Origin of the sequence: Pseudomonas sp. MWU16-30323, from assembly GCF_020515595.1 — a bacterium.
Taxonomy (GTDB): Bacteria; Pseudomonadota; Gammaproteobacteria; order Pseudomonadales; family Pseudomonadaceae; genus Aquipseudomonas; species Aquipseudomonas yamanorum.
The window spans coordinates 41,345-58,698 of record NZ_JAIWYM010000003.1 but is presented as its reverse complement, the minus strand read 5'-3'; the positions used below and the strand labels follow the sequence as shown (position 1 = coordinate 58,698).

Genomic DNA, 17,354 nt, shown 5'->3' with positions numbered 1-17,354 from the left:
GTGGAACCTACCGTCGTCGACCATTCCTCCATGTGGAGCCTGGTCAGCAATGCCAGTGTCGTGGTTCAACTGGTGATGCTGGTCCTGGTAGCCGCATCGGTTACCTCTTGGGTCATGATTTTTCAGCGCAGCAACCTGCTGCGTGCCGGTCGACGTGCCCTGGAGAGCTTCGAAGAGCGCTTCTGGTCGGGTATCGACCTGTCCAAACTGTATCGCCAGGCCGGCAGCAACCCGGACCCGGATTCGGGCGTCGAGCAGATCTTCCGTGCCGGCTTCAAGGAATTCTCCCGTCTGCGCCAGCAGCCAGGCGTTGACCCGGAAGCGGTCATGGAAGGCGTGGCCCGTGCCATGCGTGTAGCGATTTCCCGCGAAGAAGAAAAGCTTGAGCAAAGCTTGCCGTTCCTCGCCACCGTAGGTTCCGTGAGCCCGTACATCGGCCTGTTCGGTACCGTATGGGGGATCATGAACTCCTTCCGCGGCCTGGCCCAGGCCCAGCAAGCGACCCTGGCCACTGTAGCCCCGGGTATCGCCGAAGCGCTGATCGCCACCGCCATCGGCCTGTTCGCAGCGATTCCCGCCGTAATCGCCTACAACCGTTTTGCCGCTCGTGGCGAAACCTTGATCAGCCGTTACTACACCTTCGCCGATGAATTCCAGGCGATCCTGCACCGTAAAGTGCACACCAGCGAAGAATAAGCAGGTAATTCCCAATGGCTTTAATCGCTCGAGCTCGCAAAAAGCGCAAGCCGGTCGCCGAGATGAACGTAGTGCCTTACATCGACGTGATGCTGGTGCTGCTGGTTATCTTCATGGTGACCGCGCCGATGCTCAATCAGGGCGTGAAGGTTGATCTGCCCAAGGTTTCCAGCGAAGCCTTGCCGCAGGACAACAACACTCAGGTCCTGACCATTTCGATCAAGGCTGACAAGACCTATTACTGGAACCTTGGCAGCGAAGTCGACACTCAGAAACAGCAGGACAAGGCCATGACCTTGCCGCAGATGACTGATGCTGTGACCAAGATCATTCGCGCCGGCAACGAAGGTGGCAAGCACACCCAGGTGTTCATCCGCGGCGACAAGGTCGTCGACTATGGTTCCGTCATGGGCGCCATGGGCGGGCTGCAGAAGGCCGGCGTCGGTAACGTTGGCTTGATTACCGAGGCGCCCTGATGCACCAACAGCGAGAGCCGTCCGCCTCGGAAAGCTTCTTCTGGCCTAGCGTCTGGGCAATTGCCCTGCACGTCCTGGTGTTTGGCATGCTGTTCGTCAGCTTTGCCATGACCCCGGACCTGCCGCCAGCCAAGCCGATCGTGCAGGCGACCCTGTATCAGCTGAAATCGAAAAGCCAGGCCACCACCCAGACCAATCAGAAGATTGCGGGTGAGGCCCAGAAGTCGGCTGCGCGCCAGACTGAAGTCGAACAGATGGAACAGAAGAAGGTCGAGCAGGAAGCGGTGAAGGCTGCTGCGGAACAAAAGAAAGAAGAGGCGGCTCAAAAGGCCGAGGAATCGAAAAAGGCTGACGAGGCGAAGAAAGCTGACGAGGCTAAAAAGGCTGATGAAGCCAAGAAAGCCGATAAAGCTGCCGAAGCCAAGAAGGCTGAAGAGAAACAATTGGCTGATATAGCCAAGAAGAAATCTGAAGAAGAAGCCAAGAAAGCTGCTGAAGAAGAGGCCAAGAAAAAGGCCGCTGAAGACGCGAAGAAAAAGATAGTCGAAGACGCGAAGAAGAAAGCCGCGGACGACGCCAAGAAGAAAGCTGAAGCTGACGAGGCGAAGAAGAAAATCGCCGACGATGCGAAGAAGAAAGCTGCCGCCGACGCCTCGAAGAAAAAGGCCCAGGAAGCAGCACGTAAATCGACCGAAGACAAAAAGGCCCAGGCCTTGGCCGATTTGCTTTCCGACACGCCGCAACGCCAGCAAGCCTTGGCCGATGAACGTGGTGATGAAGTCGCGGGCAGTTTCGATGACCTGATTCGTTCACGGGCAGCGGAAGGTTGGACCCGTCCTCCTTCGGCACGTAAAGGCATGACAGTAGTGCTGCAGATCGGCATGTTGCCGGACGGTACGGTGACCTCGGTCAGCGTGGCCAAGTCCAGTGGCGACGGTTCGTTCGACAGTTCGGCGGTAGCAGCGGTCAAGAACATTGGCCGGTTGACCGAGATGCAGGGAATGAAACCAAGCGACTTCGCTCCCTACCGTTCATTCAAGATGACATTCACACCTGAGGATCTAGCCTTGTGAGAAACCTTCTTCGAGGAATGCTTGTCGTTATTTGCTGCATGGCAGGGATAGCGGCGGCGGATGAAAAGAACATCCTGGTCACCAGCGGTAGCGACCGGGCCACCCCGATCGCCGTTGTACCGTTTGGCTGGCAGGGCGGCAGCGTGCTGCCGGACGACATGTCGCAGATCATCAGTGATGACCTGCGCAACTCCGGTTACTACGCGCCGATCGACAAAGGCAACATGATCAGCCAGCCGACCCAGGCCAGCGAAGTCATCTTCCGTGACTGGAAAGCGCTGAACGCCCAGTACCTGATGGTGGGCAGCATCACGCCTGCCGGCGGTCGCCTGCAGATCCAGTACACCCTGTTCAACGTCGCGACCGAGCAACAAGTGCTGACCGGCAGCGTGTCGGGTACCACGGATCAGTTGCGGGACATGGCGCACTACATCTCCGACCAGTCGTTTGAAAAACTGACCGGGATCAAGGGTGCCTTCTCGACTCGCCTGCTTTATGTAACAGCAGAGCGTTTTTCGGTAGACAACACGCGCTACACGCTGCAGCGCTCCGACTATGACGGCGCTCGTGCAGTGACGCTGCTGCAATCCCGTGAGCCGATCCTGTCGCCACGCTTTGCACCCGACGGCAAGCGTATCGCCTACGTGTCCTTTGAACAGAAGCGTCCACGGATCTTCGTTCAGCACATCGACACCGGTCGCCGTGAGCAGATCACCAACTTCGAAGGCCTGAATGGTGCGCCAGCCTGGTCGCCGGATGGTTCTCGCCTGGCGTTCGTATTGTCCAAAGACGGCAACCCGGACATTTACGTGATGAACATGGCTTCGCGCCAACTGAGCCGTGTCACCAGCGGCCCGGGCATCAACACCGAACCGTTCTGGGGTAAGGATGGTTCGACCATCTACTTCACCTCCGACCGTGGCGGCAAGCCGCAAGTCTACAAAACCAGCGTCAACGGCGGCGGCGCCGAACGTGTGACCTTTATTGGTAACTACAACGCTGCACCTAAGCTTTCGGCTGATGAAAAGACGTTGGTGATGATTCACCGTCAGGATGGTTTCACTAATTTCCGGGTTGCGGCCCAGGATTTGCAGCGCGGAACCGTAAAAATCCTTACAGATACCAACCTTGATGAGTCAGCCACTGTTGCGCCCAACGGCACCATGGTAATCTACGCCACCCGCCAGCAGGGCCGGGGAGTCTTGATGCTCGTGTCCATTAATGGACGCGTAAGGCTCCCGCTTCCTACCGCACAAGGCGAAGTCAGAGAACCATCCTGGTCCCCTTACCTGAACTGACGCGGCGCTACAAAAAGAAGTACTTAACACACTGGGGTTCATTAGGAGTTTCACGATGGAAATGCTGAAGTTTGGTAAGTTTGCTGCTCTGGCTCTGGCTCTGTCCGTAGCCGTTGGTTGCTCGTCTAAAGGCGGCGACAATGCCGGTGAAGGCGCAGCTGTTGATCCAAACGCTGGTTACGGCGCTAACACTGGTGCAGTTGACGGCTCCCTGAGCGAAGAAGCTGCTCTGCGCGCTATCACCACTTTCTACTTCGAATACGACAGTTCGGACCTGAAACCAGAAGCCATGCGCGCTCTGGACGTTCACGCGAAGGACCTGAAAGCTAACGGCGCTCGCGTTGTTCTGGAAGGTAACACCGACGAACGTGGTACTCGTGAGTACAACATGGCACTGGGCGAGCGTCGTGCGAAAGCCGTTCAGCGCTACCTGGTACTGCAAGGTGTTGCTCCAGGCCAACTGGAACTGGTTTCCTACGGTAAAGAGCGTCCAGTTGCTACTGGCCACGACGAGCAGTCCTGGGCTCAAAACCGTCGCGTCGAACTGCGTAAGTAATTCGTCATGCGAACGTGCCGTCGTGCTCTAACTGTATTGGCTCTCAGCCTGGCACCGCTTGCGGTGTGGGCTGCGGTTCCTGTGGAAGATAGCAACTCTGGCTATAACAATAGCGGGAGCAGTTATCCGCCAGCGGGTTATGGCACGAACGGCGCCTATGCCGGGGGGGCGGCTACGGCCGCGCCTTCGGCACAGGGCGAACTGTTCAACCAGCTGCAACGCATGCAGGATCAATTGTCGCAGCAACAAGGCACGATTGAAGTTCTGCAGAATCAAGTGAACCAGCTGAAGCAAGAAGGCCTGGAGCGTTACCAGGATCTTGATCGACGTATTGGAGCCGGCGTTACACCCGCCGCTACTCCTGATAATTCTTCTGCCGGTGGCGCGCCAAGTGCCGCCGCCGGTGGTGCAGCAGCAGGGGCCGCGGCTGCCAGCCAAGCCCCTGCCGCCAGCAGCGAGCCGGGTGATCCGGCGAAGGAAAAACTGTATTACGATGCAGCCTTCGACCTGATCAAAGCCAAGGATTTCGATAAGGCCAGCCAGGCTTTTACCGCATTCCTGCGCAAATACCCGAACAGCCAGTACGCGGGCAACGCCCAGTACTGGTTGGGTGAGGTGAACCTGGCCAAAGGCGACTTGCAAGGTGCAGGTCAGGCGTTTGCCAAGGTCAGCCAGCTGTACCCCAAGCACGCCAAGGTGCCGGATTCGCTGTACAAACTGGCTGACGTAGAACGCCGCCTGGGTCATACCGACAAGGTCAAAGGCATTCTGCAGCAGGTGGTGGCCCAATATCCGGGTACCTCTGCTGCTCAGTTGGCACAGCGGGATCTGCAACGCATGTAAGCGTCGCAACCCGTTCAGAAGAAACCCGCGCCCTGCGCGGGTTTTTTCGTTAGAATCCACGCCCTTTTATGAAACACGCTTCCTGGGGTTTACGCGTTGGCGGAATTCCTCGAAGTGCCTGACGGAGGCGGACAGCCTGTTTAGCTGTTACGCCCGTGGCGACTATGCAAGACACATTACGTATCACCGAAGTTTTTTACTCGTTGCAGGGTGAAACGCGCACTGCCGGGCTGCCCACTGTATTTGTGCGCCTCACTGGTTGCCCGCTGCGTTGCCAGTACTGCGACAGCGCCTACGCCTTCAGTGGCGGTACCGTGCGCACCCTTGAGGACATCCTCGAGCAAGTGGCCGGTTACCGGCCGCGTTATGTCTGCGTCACCGGTGGCGAGCCGCTGGCGCAGCCTAATGCCATTCCCCTGCTCAAGCAGTTGTGTGATGCCGGTTACGAGGTGTCCCTGGAAACCAGCGGCGCCCTGGATATTTCCGCGGTCGACCCTCGCGTCAGTCGTGTCGTTGACCTCAAGACCCCGGGTTCCAAGGAAGCGCACCGCAACCGCTACGAGAACATCGAGTTGCTGACGGCCAACGACCAGGTCAAGTTCGTCATCTGTTCCCGTGAAGACTACGACTGGGCGACCTCCAAGCTGATCCAATATGGCCTGGACCGCCGCGCCGGCGAGGTGCTGTTTTCCCCCAGCCACCATGACCTGAATGCTCGCGACCTGGCTGACTGGGTTGTCGCAGACAATCTGCCGGTGCGCCTGCAACTGCAGTTGCACAAGTACCTGTGGAACGATGAGCCGGGGCGCTGAGATGACTGATCAAAAGCGTGCAGTCATCCTGCTGTCCGGCGGCCTCGACTCCGCCACCGTGGTCGCGATGGCCCGTGCCGAAGGCTACAGCTGCTACACCCTGAGCTTCGACTACGGCCAGCGCCACCGCGCCGAGTTGAATGCTGCTGCCCGTGTCGCTCGAGACCTGGGCGTGGTGGAGCACAAGGTGATCGGCCTGAACCTCGACGGCATGGGTGGTTCGGCTTTGACCGACAGCTCCATAGACGTGCCGCAAGGCCCCAGCGAAGGCATCCCGGTGACCTACGTGCCGGCGCGCAACACCGTCTTCCTGTCCCTGGCCCTTGGCTGGGCCGAAGTCCTCGAGGCGCGCGACATCTTCATCGGCGTCAACGCCCTGGACTACGCCGGCTACCCGGACTGCCGTCCCGAGTACATCGAGTCGTTCGAGCGCATGGCGAATCTGGCTACCAAGGCCGGTGTAGAGGGGCAGGGCTTTCGCATCCTGGCGCCGCTGCAGAACCGCAGCAAGGCCGATATCGTGAAGGCTGGCGTAGGACTTGGCGTCGATTACTCGCTGACCGTTTCCTGCTATCAGGCGGACAATGACGGTCGTGCTTGTGGGAAATGCGACAGCTGCCGACTGCGTGCTGAAGGCTTCCAGGCAGCCGGAATTACTGACCCGACGCGTTATTTCTGATTTATTTTAAATAAGGTGTTGAATAATCCTTAGAAATCAGTATTATACGCGCCACCACACAGCGGGTCGTTAGCTCAGTTGGTAGAGCAGTTGGCTTTTAACCAATTGGTCGTAGGTTCGAATCCCACACGACCCACCATTTTTGGCGGTTTAGAAAATCCGGAAGGCCCACGCAAGTGAGGATTTCCGGGTTTTTTTTTGCCCAACAAAAGCCGATCACTCTCATGGCAGAGAGTGATCGGCTTTTTTGTTAAAGCTAGCCGAACCGCCCGGTGATGTAGTCCTCGGTCTGCTTCATCTTCGGCTTGGTGAAGATCTCATCCGTATTGCCGTGCTCAATCAGCTCCCCCATGAACATGAACGCCGTGCTGTCCGAGACCCGAGCGGCCTGCTGCATGTTGTGGGTCACGATGATCACCGTGTATTGCTCTTTCAGCTCAGTGATCAACTGCTCGATGCGCCCGGTGGAAATCGGGTCGAGCGCCGAGGTCGGTTCATCCAGCAGCAAAACCTGCGGCCGCAGTGCAATGGTGCGGGCGATGCACAGGCGCTGTTGCTGGCCACCTGAAAGACTCTGGGCGCTCTGCTTGAGCTTGTCTTTCACCTCATCCCACAGCGCGCCGCCGCGCAAGGCTTGCTCGACTCGATCATCCATTTCCCGGCGTGACAGCTTTTCATGGTGGCGCACGGCATAGGCGATGTTGTCGTAGATCGACATCGGGAACGGCACCGGCTTCTGGAAGACCATCCCGACGTGGCTGCGCAGGCGGTTCATCGAGTAGCCGGGGGCGAGGATGTTTTCGCCATTGAGCAGCACTTCACCGCGGGCTTCCTGCTTGGGGTACATCGAGTAGATACGGTTGAACACCCGCAGCAAGGTCGACTTCCCGCAACCTGATGGGCCAATGATCGCGGTGATGCGTTTTTCCGGAATGTCGATGTCGATGGATTTCAGCGAACGTTGGTTGTTGTAGAAAAACTCCAACCCACGGACACGGATTTTGGTTTTTTCAGGATCAAGGCGGGTCGATTGCATCAGTGGGACCTATTGCGCAAAAGAATCAGGCGAGACAGCAAGCTCAGCACCAGCACGAACATCGTCAGTACCAAGGCGCCTGCCCATGCGAGGGAGTGCCAGTCATCGAAGGGGCTCATGGCGTACTGGAAAATAACCACCGGCACGCTGGCGATCGGTTTGAGCAGGTTGCTGCTCCAGAACTGGTTGCCGAAGGCGGTGAACAGCAGCGGGGCGGTTTCCCCGGTAATCCGGGCCAGCGCCAGCAGGATGCCGGTCACCACACCCGCCTTGGCCGCCCTCAACACGATCTGCAACGTCAGCTTCCATTGCGGCACGCCCAGGGCCAGGGCCGCCTCACGCATGGTGGAGGGCTGCAGTTGGAGCATCTCGTCGGTTGTCCTCACCACCACCGGAATCACCAGCAGTGCCAACGCCAGGGCGCCAGCAATGGCAGAGAAGCCGACCTGGTGATTGGTCAGCAGGTTCAGCGGCAGGATTACGCCGGTGTAGATGAACAAACCGAGGACGATCGAGGGCGCGGACAGCAGAATGTCGTTGATGAAACGCACGGTGGTGCCCAGGCGCGAGTGCCGTGCGAATTCCGCCAGCCAGATACCGGCCATCAGCCCGATGGGCGTGCCAATCAGCAGCGCAATCCCGGACATCAGGGCACTGCCGTAAAACGCGTTGGCCAGGCCGCCGTCTGTTCCGGGGGGCGGCGTCATCTCGGTAAACAGGCGCAGGTTGAGTGCCTGGAAACCGTTGATGATGGTGGTCAGCAGAATCCACGCCAGCCACAGCAGGCCAAAGACTGTCGCGCCGCAACTGAGCAGCATGGCCACCCGGTTCTTGAAGGCACGCTTGCGGTACAGGCGGTCGTTGCTGCTCATAGGCCCTCCTTGCGTGACAGGCGCATGAGCATCAACCGCGCCAGTGCCAGCACCACGAATGTCACGATAAACAGCAGGAAGCCCAGGGCGATCAGCGCCGAACGATGCAGGTCGGTGTAGGCTTCGCTGAACTCGTTGGCGATGACCGATGCGATGGAACTGCTGGGCATCAGCAACGAGGCGGAGAACTGTTGCGCGTTACCCAGCACGAAGGTGACGGCCATGGTTTCACCCAGGGCGCGGCCGAGGCCAAGAAAGATCCCCCCGACCACGGCCGAGCGGGTGTAGGGCAACACGATGTCCCACACCACTTCCCAGGTAGTACTACCGAGTGCGTAGGCCGACTCCTTCAATTGAGTTGGCACACTGCGGAAAACCTCATGCATCACCGACGTGATGAACGGCGTAATCATGATCGCCAGCACGATGCCGGCGGTCAGCATCCCGATGCCCAGCGGCGGCCCCTGGAACAGCGAGCCAATAAACGGAAGTGCGCCCAGGTAGTCATTGATCCAGGGCGACAAGTGTTCTGCCATAAAGGGCCCGAAAACAAACAGGCCCCACATGCCGTAGATGATTGAGGGAATGCCCGCGAGCAATTCAACGGCGGAGGCGACTGGCATTCTCAGCCAGGGCGGCGCCACTTCGGTGAGGAAAATCGCGATGCCGAAACTCACGGGCACCGCAATCAGCAACGCGAGGAAAGAGGTGACCAAGGTGCCGTAAATCGGCACCAGGGCGCCGAAGTGGTTGTTGACCGCATCCCAGTCGGTGCTGGTAATGAAACCGAAACCAAACGTCTTGAAGGCCAGGCCGCCGCCCCAAAGCGTTGAGGCAGCAATGCTGGCCAATAACAGCAAGACCAGCATGGCAGCGCCGAACATGGAGCGTTTGAACCACAGGTCGTTGCGCTGATCGCGAGCAGCACGGTTGTCACCGCTCACATCGCCCGCGTGAGTAGTCATCACCATCGGTTGCACGGTTTCGTTCATATCAGATGTGCTCACCAGCGCCCCCTGGCATCAGGTTGCTTGAGGGCGCGGGTCTCAGGGACGGATCAGTGGGCGAAGTCGGACTTCCAGTAACCTTCGATCCGGGTCACGAGGGAATCAGGCAGCGCGACGTAGTCCAATGCCGCAGCCTGCTGTTGACCTTTCTCCAACGACCATTTGAAGAAGTTGAAAGCGGCCTGGCTTTGCTCGGCGTTCTTTGCCTGCTTGTACATGATGATCCAGGTGGTCGCCGTGATCGGCCACGCGTTCTCGCCCGGTGCGTTGGTCATGATCAGGTTGAAGTCCTTGGCGTTGGCCCAGTCGGCGGTATCCGCCGCTGCCTGGAAGGCCTTGGCGTTGGGCTCGACGAATTTGCCGGACGCGTTCTTCAGTGAGGCGTAAGTCATCTTGTTCTGCAGGGCGTAGGCGTATTCAACAAACCCGATGGAGTTCTTGATCTGCTTTACGTAGGCCGAAACACCTTCGTTACCCTTGCCGCCTACACCGACTGGCCACGGCACGGTGGTGCCGAAACCGATTTTGGTTTTCCAGCCATCACTGACTTTGGAGAGGTAGTTGGTGAAGTTGTACGAAGTGCCCGAGCCGTCCGAGCGGTGGACCACGGTGATATTCGCGCCGGGCAGCTTCAGGCCGGGGTTGAGGGCGGCAATCGCCGGGTCGTTCCAGGCCTTGATGTCACCGAGGAAAATCTTCGCCAGCACCTCGCCATCCAGTTTCAGCTGGCCAGCCGCCACACCCTCGACGTTCATCACCGGCACGATGCCGCCAATCACGCTGGGGAACTGGCCGAGGCCGCCGGCCTTCAGTTCATCTGCCGACAGCGGTGCGTCGGAAGCACCGAAATCCACGGTGGCCGCCTTGATCTGGGCGATGCCGCCGCCAGAACCGATGGACTGGTAGTTGATCCGGTCACTGGAGCTTTTGCTGTATTCCTGGGACCACTTGGACAGCACCGGGTAGACGAAACTGGAGCCTGCACCCGTGACGTCAGTGGCGTGAGCGACACCACTCAGGCACAGGGCAGTGAACAACACTGACAGACTCTTTTTGGTCAGCAACATCACGACGACACCTCAAAGGAAGGGGGTAGGTGGAGGGCTCCACCTGTCTGGGACGTGACGATTTAATTCCTGAAATGTGTCTGTTTAATGACGGTTTGGCTTTATGAAGAAACATTTAGAAATGTTTGCTCCGGTGCAGGCGGGCGTGCTCGTCTGCACCGGAGCAGGGTTGCTTAGTGGGGGCCTTGATCAATCCCGGCCTGTAGCTCCTGGCTGTTACTGTGGCCGCCTACCCGCAACGGTCCGAGGTTGATGGCTTGATCCTTACGCGTTGCGTCGTCCTGTTTGCGGGTCAATTCGTCCTTGGCGCCCAGCGCCAGATTGACCGGTGACTTCGAGACGTTCAGCCCGACATCCGCGCGATAGTCGCTGCCCTTCAACGTGGTGGCGTTTACCGCAGACCCCCCCAGGTCGACCTTGCCTGCCGAAGCCCCGATGCGCGCACCGATCAGGCGAGTCTCGCCACCCACCTGCAAGTTCACGCCCTGGGTGCCGCTGATGCCCGAGGCCTGAGTGACGCTGTCCTTGGCGACGTGGCTGACGTCCAGGTTCAAGGTCGGGGTGTAGGCGGTGCTGCCGCTCTTGTCGCCGAATAACACGCTTTCTGCGGTATTGGCCACCGAGCTGCCGGTGGTGTTCTTGCCGCTGACGGCGTAGCTGTCACTGGTTTTTGGCCAGAGCTGTTCCTTGACGCTGGACAGGCGCGTGCCCAGGGCGTCCTTCTTGTCGGCGAGGTAAGACTTGGCCTGGTCCACGCGGGTGCCGAAAGCGCCACGGGGCTCGGGGTTCACGTCGTAGCTACCGCTGCGGGTGAGTTTTTCGCCCAAGCGTTCCTTGGCGTTGCCGACGCTGTTGACCACGTTGTCCTTGGCCGAGGCCAGGTGCTCGGTGCCCTTGTCGACGGCGTTCTCGAGTTTTTCGCGGTGCTTGTCGAACGCGCCTTCCGCCTTGGCCTGCACTTTGTCCTTGAGGGGGCCGGTGGTCTTGGCGAGTTTATTGACGACGCCGGGCTGGTTTTTCTCGACGTCCAGCCTGGCGTCGACGTTGACCTGGGTGCTGCTGACGTGATCCTTGCGGCTCTCGACAACGAGGTCGCCGCCGATCTTGCCGCTCACCTGATTCGCGTCGATCCGTGCCCCGGACACTCGGGTATCACCGGCACTGTTGATCACCACGGTGTCGGCCTTGATCCGGCTGTCGTGCTGAGTGGTGCCTTGCAGGTAATTGACGTCGACCTTGGCCCGGGCATTGATGCCATGTTGGGTCTTGGGCCTGTCGTGTTCACCCGCGTTGGCCAGCGTGGTTTTGCCGCCACTGCCGCCCGCGCCCAAGGTCACGCCCCAGCTGTCATGGGCCTGGGTCGATTGCGCCGACGCCTGCAGGATGCCGCCATTTACCGCGTCGAGGCTGACGTTGCCGGCCGCGATTTGCGTGCCTTGCAGGTGGATGGCATCGGCGCTGTTGCCGCCGCTGGCGAGCGTCACGTTGCCGTTGCTGTGCAGCTGTCCGACGCTGACGGTCTGGTCGTTTTCCGCGCCCTTGCCGATGTTGAAGTTGGCGCTGAGGCTCCCGGTCTTGCCGCTGCTTTCAGCGCTGCTGGTCTTGCCGGCGCCGACGTTCAGGCCGCCGCCCAGGTTACTGGCGTTGCTGACGTGGCGCTCGGTGGCGGCTTGCAGGTCCAGCTTGCCACCGGCGGCGAGGTTGATGTCACCGGTCCTGGCGCTGCTGCTGCCAATTCGGGTGCCTTGCAGGGTCAGGTCGGCGCCGCTGTCGAGTTGCACCGGACCTTTGCCCTGGATGCTCGCGACCCGGGCCTGGCTGTCCTGGGTGTCCAGGCGCTTGTTGTCCAGTTGCACGCCGGCACCGAGGTTGACGTTATTGCCGTTGGCGCCCGGCGCCGTGCCCACGGTCAACGAGCCGTTGCCGCGCAGGGTGCTGCTGGTATTGCTCTGGGTATCGTTGGCTTGATTCAGCGCCAACTCGCCGCCCGCCTTGAGGTCGACACCGGCCTGGCCGCCGTTGAACTGGCTGCCTTCATAACGCGCATCGCCCTTGGCATCGATGCTAACGCCCTTGGCCCCGGCGTAGCTGCCGACCACTGCCGTGCGGGTGGATTCGCGTACATCACTGCTGCCGCCTGCGCCGCTGCCGCGCACGTTCAAGTCTTCTCCGGTGGTGGTGTAGACCCGCACACCAGCCTTGGTGTCCACGCCTTGCTCGCTGCTGCTGTGGGTAGTGGCGGCAGCGGTGGCAAGGTGGCTGCCGGCATCGATTTTCAGGCCGACCTCGGTGGCGTGGTATTGAGTGCCTTCATCCTGCAATTTGCCGGCGACGTTGACCTGCACCGTGCCGCCCGTGAACTGGCTGACCACTGCCGTGCTGTCCTGCTGTGTGCGGGTCTTGTTGGCATGTCCGATTTCAACATCGAGCCCGACATTGGGTTGTTCGAACGCGTCCAGCAGCCCTGGCTGATGAAACTTGCTTTGGGCCACACCTTCGATGGCTTTTTCGATGGGCCGGGTGATGCCCTTGTATTCGACATTGGCGCCGACATCGGCCGTCCAGCCATTCTCCTTGTGGGTGCTGGACTCGCTGTTATGCGCCGCCTGGTTGTCGACCTGCGCAGCGTTGAGCTGCAACCCGGAACCGGCCTTGACCTGTGCGCCCTGGCTGGTGAGGGTGTTGCCGGCATTGATGGTCAGCTTGCCGGCCGCCGCAACAGTGGTGGTGTGCGCGGTGGTTTTGCTGTTGGTGTCGTGGCTGCTTTGATGGCTGAACTGCGCGCCGCTGCCGGCCCTGTCGAGGCCGCCGGTGTAGTAGACGCCGCCGCCAGTGGTGGTCTGCTCGGTGGCGTTGGCCGTGCTGTCATGGGTCGCCAACAACTCGACATTTTTCCCGCTCAAGGTCGCATCACCCTGGGTGGCCTTGAGGCCTGAACCCTCGACGCTCAAATCGCCACCCGCAGTGACGGCCAGGGTGCCGCCGCTGAGGCTGGAGGCTTGTTGGCGGGTGGTGTCGGTGTGGCTGGTTTTCTGCTGGTCTTCGTAGTTCACGCCGGCGCGGTACTGGCGCGTGCCGTCGGCGGTTTCCCTGGCGTAGCCATCAAAACCACGGGTGTGAGTGCGGGTGGTGTCGCTGGAAGTGTTTTCCGCCGAGGCGATCTTGATATCACCCTTGGCGTCAGCCGTCAGTTCGCCTGTGGCAGACACCTTGGAACCACTGACTTCGATGTCCTTGGCGCTGTGCAGTGCGAGGTTACTGTCCGAGCGCAGTTCGCTGGCGACCACGGTGCTGTCCTTGAGGTTCTTGCGGCTTTCGTCCTTGGAGATCCCGAAGAACTTGCTGTCCTTGCTGTAGCGGTTGTCGTGGGACGTGTCGCGTACGCCATCGATCACCAGCGAACCCTTGTCGCTGATGACGCTGGCCTGCGTGCCGCCACGGGCCTGGCTGCCGCTGATGCGTACTTCATCGGCTTTCACGATCAGCTTGCCGTCGGCGTTGACCTTGCTGCCGGTATTCAGGGTTTTGCCCTTGTCGCCATCGCCCTTGGAGCCGAAGAAACTGCCGCCCACCAGGTCACCGGAGTAACCGTTGTCCCGGCTGCTTTGGGTACGGCTGGCGCTGGTGATTTCCACGTGCCGGGCGGCCAGTTGAATATCCCCCGGGGTTTGCAGTTCGGCGCCTTGCAATTGCAGGGTCTGCCCGCCGGTTAGCTCCAGGTTCTTGCCAGCCTTGAGGCTGCTGGTGATGCTGCGTTGTTCGCTGGCGGATTTGTCCCAGTCGGCTTTCCACAGGTGCTTGCGGTGGTTGCCCTGGTCGCGGGTTTCATGGGTTTCGGTGGCGGCGGTCAGGCGCAGGTCCGCGCCACTGTTGACCCGCACGGTGTCGCCGGCGTCGACACGGCTGGCCTTGATCTCGGTGTTGGCGCCGGAAGACAGCGCGGCATTCTGCTGCGCGACGACGCTGTTGCCGTGCTGGCGCGAGTCCTTGTCGGTGGTGGTGCGGTCATAGGTTTCGTAGGTGAAGAGGAAGTTGCTGTTGTTCCACTGCTCACGCTGTTCCTGAAGCTTGCGGCTTTCCAGGCTGCTCAGGGTCAGGTTGCGGCCAGCGTCGAGCTTGACGTTGCGCCCACCGACATCGGTGGCGGCGAGATTCAAATCCTTGGCGCTGTGCAGGTCCACATCGCCCTGGCGGCTCTGCACCCCGGCGCGGGTGGCCTCGAGGCTATTGGCGTGCACCTGGCCGCTGATGTCGAGGTCGCCGGCCGAGCGGATGTTCACGCCGTCCCGCCCATCCACTTGCACGGCCCCCACGCGTACGCCGGCACCTTCGGCGGTACTGACGATATTGATCCGCCCGGCCTGCATCGCACCGAACAGGCTGGCGTCGATACGCTGGTCGCCGGTCTTGCTGGCCGGGTCTACCTGGCGCACCTGGCCGCTGGCAACGTCGACCTGATTGCGGCCGATGGTGAGGTTCAATTGATCACGGGCGCTGAGCCGACCTTCGCTGTCGATGCGCGGTGCGATCAGGTTGATCGAACCGTCACGGTTTTGCAGACCCTGGGCCTGCACCGTCAGTTGGCCGCTTGCATCACGGGTGTTCAAGCCTTGCAGCTTGCCGTCGTTGAGCTCGGGACGGCCGACCACCAGGCTGGCGTTGGGGGTGTTGATGAAGCTGCCGCCGTTGACTGAAATCCCGTTCGGGTTGGCCAGCACATAATCGGCTGCCCGGCCAAAAATCTCCTGCGCACCGTTGAGGGCCGAGGCGTTGCGGCTGACCACTTCATTGAGGATCACGCTCGCTGCCTGGCCCTGGAACTGCGGGTTGGCCGCCAAGTGCCCCGCGAGTTGGGATTGCCCCGCCTGCAAGGCGTTGTTCAACACCACGCCTTGGCGGTCGACGTTGTAGTCGAGAAATTGGTTGTGGGACAGGCCGCCGGCATTCGGCGCGACGATATTGACGATGGGCACGCCCGCCTGGTTTTGCAGTTGCGGGGTGCCGCCGGGCCCTTCGATGACGGTCAAGCCGCCGGCCAGTACGAGTTGAGGTAACAGGAACAGGCTGGCGATGGCCCAGCGCAGTTTGCCCTGTGGAGAGAGGTGAAAGGCATGAGTGTTAGTCGGCATAAATAGTCTCGCTCTGTTGGCTGATCCGCGAAGTGCGTCGTTCGGTGCAACGCTGCCGTGCTGATCAGGTGCTGCGGTTATTTCAGGCAAATCAGGTGTCGGCTCATATCTGCAAACTAAGGCGCGTCAGCCAGACCTCCGGCTCTTGGGCAAACCCCGCGGGGGTGTTCAGGTTGCGTTGGTAATCGAGGTCGAGCTGCAGGTTCTTCCAGCTCAGGTTGAGCCCGGCACTGGCGCCGCTCAGGCGTTGGCTGCGGGCGCCGTATTCACGCTTGACCCAGCCGTTGTCCAGGCCCAGGCGCGGGGTGATCTTGAACGGCAGGTCGCTGTTGAGTGGCAGGCGCAGGGTGTTGCGCCACACCGCGCCAATGGCGCCGGACGCGCTGTTCTCGCGATAGCCACGCACCGCCGAATCGTCAGTAACCAGCAGTTGTTCGATGGCCGGCAATGCATCCGGGCTGTATTGCACCGACAGTTGGCTCTGCCACTGCCACGGTTGCCCGATGAGCTGGCCGTTGCGCCATTGGGTGAGGTTGGCGCGGTACTTGTGAAATTGCGCCTGGGGCAGGTTCTTCACCACCTGATCGGCGTCGCGGTCGGCGCCGAACCAGGTCAGGCCCTGGGCGTAATTGACGTCCAGGTTCCACACTGCGCTGTTGAGCCAGAACAGATTCACACCGGCCTCGGCCACGGTCAGTGTCGGGCTCTGGATACCCAGGCGGACCTTTTGCAGGTAGCTGTCGACATCCTTGTAAGCCAGTTGCAGGTTGGCGCTCAGTTGATGGCTTTGGTCGCGCCACAACACGCGGTCGGTGCGCAGGCTGACTTGATCGGTGCGGCCACTGTTATAGAGCGTGGTGCGGCTGAGCTTGAACGGCGAGCGGTACTCGGCATGGCTGGCGAACAGGCTGTAGGTCCAGTAACCGTAGGGGATGGAATAAAACAGGCTGTTGCTGCGGCTGTAACGCGGACCGTGGTTGAGGGTGTCGCTGAAGCTCAGGTTGAGGGCGTCGTTGAGCTGCAACGGGCTGTCCAGGCTCAGGCTGACCGCATTGCGATCACGGCCGGTGCCGGCGCTCCCGAGGTTGTCGACACCCAGTCCCAACGCCCACCGCGAGGCACTGCTGCGCGAGCGCAGGATGATCCGTGAGGCGCCCGCTGCGCTGCCGGGGGCGATGTCGGCGGTGAGGTCTACCGAGCGCAGGCGATTGAGTTGGTCCAGGCCCTGTTCCAGGTCCCGCAGGTTCAGCGGTTGGCCGAGCATGCCCGGGAATGCCCCGCGTAACGACACGGGCAGGCTCTGGTCGGCCAGCTCGATAGCTTCGACGTAGCCTTCCTCGACGTGAATATCCAACGGGTGCCCGGCGGCCGGGGGGCTGATCAGGTATGGGCGACTGGCGATATAGCCGGCCTCGACATACAGGCGGGTGATCTCGGCGAGCAGGCGGTTGATTTGCGCGACGCCCATGCACGGCGCCACATAGGGCTCGATGCGGGTGTTCAGTTCAGCCTTGTTGAACAGCGTGACACCGGCCACGCGCGTCCCGCTCAAGGGCCAGCAGCGCTGGTCCTGGGGGGTGTCTGCCGGCAATGCGGGTGTGGTCGGTGGTGCTGCGAAACGGCCTCGCTGGATTTGCCGCTGACGCTGTTCCAGTTGTAATTGCTGCAGGTCGCGCAGCTGTTGCTGCTGCAAGCGCAATGCTTCCTGGCCAGGCAGCGGCCCATCGGCGGCGGCCGCCGGCAGCGTGCACAGGCAGAGCAGGGCAACGATCAGTCTGTTGCTACAACAGAGTGGCTCGGTTGAGGGCTG

At 60.8% G+C, this 17,354-nt stretch carries 14 protein-coding genes and 1 tRNA gene; 9 read left to right on the top strand and 6 right to left on the bottom strand.

Translation table 11 applies throughout. The annotated features are described in order from the left end of the window. The 9 genes from tolQ (at window position 1) to LIY45_RS05135 (ending at window position 6,572) form a co-directional block, all read left to right on the top strand. Window positions 1-696 carry a protein TolQ gene (gene tolQ / locus LIY45_RS05175; RefSeq protein ID WP_003209819.1) on the top strand — a complete coding sequence of 232 codons (696 nt, stop codon included), beginning with the start codon at window positions 1-3 and terminating at the stop codon, window positions 694-696. A 23-nt stretch (window positions 697-719) separates the two neighbouring features. Then, complete coding sequence (gene tolR, locus LIY45_RS05170; protein WP_161635741.1) at window positions 720-1,172, top strand: protein TolR; 453 nt, start codon at window positions 720-722, stop codon at window positions 1,170-1,172. Then, window positions 1,172-2,245, top strand: coding sequence for a cell envelope integrity protein TolA (tolA, locus tag LIY45_RS05165; RefSeq protein WP_017475681.1), 1,074 nt, complete (start codon window positions 1,172-1,174; stop codon window positions 2,243-2,245). Before tolR ends, tolA begins: the two co-directional genes overlap by 1 nt. A gap of 17 nt (window positions 2,246-2,262) precedes the next feature. Then, window positions 2,263-3,543 carry a Tol-Pal system beta propeller repeat protein TolB gene (gene tolB / locus LIY45_RS05160; RefSeq protein WP_032868196.1) on the top strand — a complete coding sequence of 427 codons (1,281 nt, stop codon included), beginning with the start codon at window positions 2,263-2,265 and terminating at the stop codon, window positions 3,541-3,543. Window positions 3,544-3,598: 55 nt separating this feature from the next. Further along, window positions 3,599-4,099, top strand: coding sequence for a peptidoglycan-associated lipoprotein Pal (gene pal / locus LIY45_RS05155; RefSeq protein WP_003209827.1), 501 nt, complete (start codon window positions 3,599-3,601; stop codon window positions 4,097-4,099). Between the two features lie 6 nt (window positions 4,100-4,105). Beyond that, window positions 4,106-4,942, top strand: a complete 837-nt coding sequence (gene ybgF, locus LIY45_RS05150) for a tol-pal system protein YbgF (protein ID WP_063027616.1) — start codon at window positions 4,106-4,108, stop codon at window positions 4,940-4,942. 164 nt (window positions 4,943-5,106) lie between these two features. Beyond that, complete coding sequence (queE, locus tag LIY45_RS05145) at window positions 5,107-5,754, top strand: 7-carboxy-7-deazaguanine synthase QueE (RefSeq protein WP_226475570.1); 648 nt, start codon at window positions 5,107-5,109, stop codon at window positions 5,752-5,754. 1 nt (window position 5,755) lies between these two features. Next, a complete protein-coding gene (gene queC / locus LIY45_RS05140) occupies window positions 5,756-6,433 on the top strand; it encodes a 7-cyano-7-deazaguanine synthase QueC (RefSeq protein ID WP_226475569.1) in 678 nt (225 codons plus the stop codon). Between the two features lie 63 nt (window positions 6,434-6,496). Further along, window positions 6,497-6,572 (top strand) — tRNA-Lys (locus LIY45_RS05135). Window positions 6,573-6,689: 117 nt separating this feature from the next. Here the strand turns inward: LIY45_RS05135 and pstB are convergent. The 6 genes from pstB to LIY45_RS05105 form a co-directional block, all read right to left on the bottom strand. Beyond that, on the bottom strand, window positions 6,690-7,469 hold the full coding sequence (gene pstB / locus LIY45_RS05130; protein ID WP_003209835.1) for a phosphate ABC transporter ATP-binding protein PstB: 780 nt from the start codon (window positions 7,467-7,469) through the stop codon (window positions 6,690-6,692). Then, window positions 7,469-8,341: a phosphate ABC transporter permease PstA gene (pstA, locus tag LIY45_RS05125; protein WP_017475685.1), complete on the bottom strand. Its 873-nt coding sequence runs from the start codon at window positions 8,339-8,341 to the stop codon at window positions 7,469-7,471. Before pstA ends, pstB begins: the two co-directional genes overlap by 1 nt. Then, window positions 8,338-9,333, bottom strand: a complete 996-nt coding sequence (pstC, locus tag LIY45_RS05120; protein WP_017475686.1) for a phosphate ABC transporter permease subunit PstC — start codon at window positions 9,331-9,333, stop codon at window positions 8,338-8,340. Before pstC ends, pstA begins: the two co-directional genes overlap by 4 nt. Window positions 9,334-9,398: 65 nt before the next feature. Then, window positions 9,399-10,415 (bottom strand): phosphate ABC transporter substrate-binding protein PstS, encoded by a 1,017-nt coding sequence (gene pstS, locus LIY45_RS05115; protein ID WP_017475687.1) that lies wholly within the window; start codon window positions 10,413-10,415, stop codon window positions 9,399-9,401. A gap of 173 nt (window positions 10,416-10,588) precedes the next feature. After that, complete coding sequence (locus tag LIY45_RS05110; RefSeq protein ID WP_226475568.1) at window positions 10,589-15,544, bottom strand: hemagglutinin repeat-containing protein; 4,956 nt, start codon at window positions 15,542-15,544, stop codon at window positions 10,589-10,591. Between the two features lie 103 nt (window positions 15,545-15,647). Continuing rightward, window positions 15,648-17,318: a ShlB/FhaC/HecB family hemolysin secretion/activation protein gene (locus LIY45_RS05105; RefSeq protein ID WP_226475724.1), complete on the bottom strand. Its 1,671-nt coding sequence runs from the start codon at window positions 17,316-17,318 to the stop codon at window positions 15,648-15,650. Window positions 17,319-17,354 lie beyond the last annotated feature (36 nt).